Genomic DNA, 2,907 nt, shown 5'->3' with positions numbered 1-2,907 from the left:
ACTCTGGATGTGACCGCCCTCCAGCGCATCGCCAGCTATTTGGGCAAAACCGGGCGTTTTGACACGCTGCAGCAGGCGGCCGACGCGATGTGGGCCATCTCCAGTAGTTTTGGCCCGCACACGCCGGCCCAGTGGCTGGCCCTGTCCCAGCACATGGTGCGACCGATAGTGGCCGGGGAACCCGCGCTGACCCTGCACTACGACCCGGCGCTAGCCGCCGCGTTTGGCAGCTTTACCGCCGAATCCGCCGCCGCTGGCGAGGCCGGGCTGTGGGCGCTGTACGAGCAGATCACGGCGCAGACCCTGCTGCTGCGCGGGGCCAAGTCGGATTTGCTGTCTGCCGCCACCGCGCAGGCCATGGCCCAGCGCGGGCCGCGCGCCCGGTTGGTGGAATTTGCTGGCGTAGGCCATGCGCCCACCTTTGTGGCGGACGACCAAGTCGCTACCGTGGTCGGGTTTTTACAGCCCTGATAAAGTCGCTGGATGAAAAGTTTGCCCGCCGCGCCATCCGTCGCGGCACACCCTGAGGAGCGCCTGTCCGGCGTGGTGGCGGTCACCGCCCAGACCCTGCCCGAGCAGGCTAACGCTCTGGCCCGTGCGCGTAATTTTGCCGAGCCGCTGATTGCCGACGAAGTGCTGGACACCGGCGAAAACACCCTGGCCCATGCCGATGCCGTGGCCACCATCCTGCGCGGGGTGGGCGGCTCCGAGGCCATGCAGGCCGCCAGCTACTTGGTCCACGCCTGCGTGCATCTGAACAAGCCGCAAGAGGTGATTGCCAAGGCCTTCGGGGCCAACTTCGCCGCGCTGGCGGTGGAAACCACGCAGCTGATGCGCGTGCAGCGCCTGTCGCGCGGGGCCGAAACCTCGGCCCACCTGGTGGACGACCCGGCGGTGCAGACCGAAAACGTGCGCAAGATGCTGCTGGCTTTTTCGCGTGACCTGCGGGTGGTGATGCTGCGCCTGGCCTCGCGCCTGCAAACCCTGCGCTTCTGTGCCGCCAGCAAAACCCCGGTGTCACCGGGGCTGGCGCGCGAATCGCTGCAGGTGTTTGCACCGTTGGCCAACCGGCTGGGCATCTGGCAAATCAAGTGGGAGATGGAAGACCTGTCGTTTCGCTTCATCGAGCCTGACACCTACAAACAGGTGGCCAAGCTGCTGGACGAAAAGCGGATAGAGCGCGAAGCCAATATGGAGCATCTGCGCGCCAGTCTGGAGACCGAGCTGGTAGGCCAGGGAATCAAGGCGATCGTGCAGGGACGGCCCAAGCACATCTACAGCATTGTCAAAAAAATGCGCGGCAAGTCGCTGGGTTTCGAACAGTTGTTTGACATCCGCGCTCTGCGCGTGATCGTGCCCAGCGTGCCCGACTGCTATGCCGCTTTGGGCTGGGTGCATGCCCGCTTCGTGCCCATGGCCGAGGAGTTCGACGACTACATCGCCAAGCCCAAGGGCAACGGCTACCAGTCGCTGCATACCGTGGTGCAGCAAATGGTGGATGGCGTGGCCTGTCTGCCAATCGAGATTCAGATCCGCACCCAGGCCATGCACGACCATGCCGAGCACGGGGTAGCCGCCCATTGGGCCTACAAAGAGGCGGGCACCAAGGGCTACGCCGGTGTGTCGGCCCGCGGCGAGTACGACGCGAAGATTGCCGTACTGCGCCAGTTGCTGGCCTGGGAGCGGGATCTGTCGGGGGCTGCCCCCCAGAGTGGCGACGTGCTCAGCGACCGCATCTACGTGCTGACCCCCGATGCCGCTGTGGTGGAGCTGCCCGCCGGGGCCACTGCCGTGGACTTCGCCTACAGCGTGCACACCAATTTGGGCCACCGCTGCCGGGGTGCCAAGGTGGACGGCGTGCAGGTGCCGCTGAACACACCCTTGCAAAACGGCCAGACGGTGGAGATCACCGCGGCCAAAGAGGGCGGACCATCGCGCGATTGGCTCAATACCGAGTTGGGTTACCTGGTCAGCCACCGCGCCCGGGCCAAAGCGCGCGCCTGGTTCAACGCTGCCGCCCTGCACACCACGGTGGCGCGAGGGCGCGAGGCGGTGGAAAAGCTGCTGCAGCGCGAGGGCAAAACCGCCATCAAGCTCGACGACCTGGCCGCCCGCCTGGGCTTCAAGTCGGCCGACGACCTGTTCGAGGTGGTGGGCAAGGACGAGTTTTCGCTGCGCACCATCGAGATACTGCTGCGTCCGCCCGAGCCGGTGCTGGCACCGGACGACTATTTGCTGCTCAAGAAAACCCGCACCTCGGAGAGTTCGCCCAAAGGTGGCGTGCTGGTGGTAGGTGTGGAATCGCTGATGACGCAACTAGCCAAATGCTGTAAGCCCGCGCCGCCGGATGCCATTTTGGGCTTTATCACACGCGGCAAGGGGGTCAGCATCCACCGCGCCGATTGCAGCAATTTCCGCGAAATGTCGGTGCGCAATGGCGAGCGGGTGATCGAGGTGGAGTGGGGCAGCGGCAAAAAAGAAGGGGTTTCGGTGTACCCGGTGGACGTGTCGGTACAGGCCGCTGATCGCCAGGGCCTGCTGCGCGACATCTCAGAAGTCTTCACCAAAGAAAAAATGAACGTGATCGGTGTGCAAACCCAGTCGGTCAAAGGCACGGCCTGGATGACTTTCACCGTGGAAGTGGCCGATGCCGCGCGCCTGACCAAGGTGCTGGGCGTAGTGTCGGAAGTGGCGGGCGTGCGTTCGGCGCGGCGGCGGTGATGACCGTTAAAACCCATGCTATACTAGCGCTCTGCATTCAGCAGCTTTAGGCGCGTAGCTCAGCTGGTTAGAGCACCACCTTGACATGGTGGGGGTCGATGGTTCGAGTCCATTCGCGCCTACCAAATTCAAGCCCTGTACATCAAAGATGTACAGGGCTTTTGGTTTTATGGCTACTGTTTTAGG

At 64.0% G+C, this 2,907-nt stretch carries 2 protein-coding genes and 1 tRNA gene; all 3 read left to right on the top strand.

The genetic code is table 11. The annotated features are described in order from the left end of the window. Positions 1-471 (top strand): alpha/beta fold hydrolase (locus ABI213_RS14155; protein WP_348027585.1); only part of this gene is annotated, 471 nt, incomplete at its 5' end. A gap of 12 nt (positions 472-483) precedes the next feature. Next, positions 484-2,721, top strand: coding sequence for a bifunctional (p)ppGpp synthetase/guanosine-3',5'-bis(diphosphate) 3'-pyrophosphohydrolase (locus ABI213_RS14150; RefSeq protein ID WP_348007703.1), 2,238 nt, complete (start codon positions 484-486; stop codon positions 2,719-2,721). Between the two features lie 48 nt (positions 2,722-2,769). Further along, a tRNA-Val gene (locus ABI213_RS14145) sits at positions 2,770-2,846 on the top strand. Positions 2,847-2,907 lie beyond the last annotated feature (61 nt).

The organism is Rhodoferax sp. (assembly GCF_039922535.1).
Taxonomy (GTDB): domain Bacteria; phylum Pseudomonadota; class Gammaproteobacteria; order Burkholderiales; family Burkholderiaceae_C; genus Rhodoferax_B.
This window is presented reverse-complemented; position numbering and strand designations above follow the sequence as displayed.

Coding starts and splice junctions, on each gene's coding strand:
- ABI213_RS14150 (WP_348007703.1), top strand. CDS start 484: ATGAAAAGTTTGCCCGCCGCGCCATCCGTCGCGGCACACCCTGAGGAG.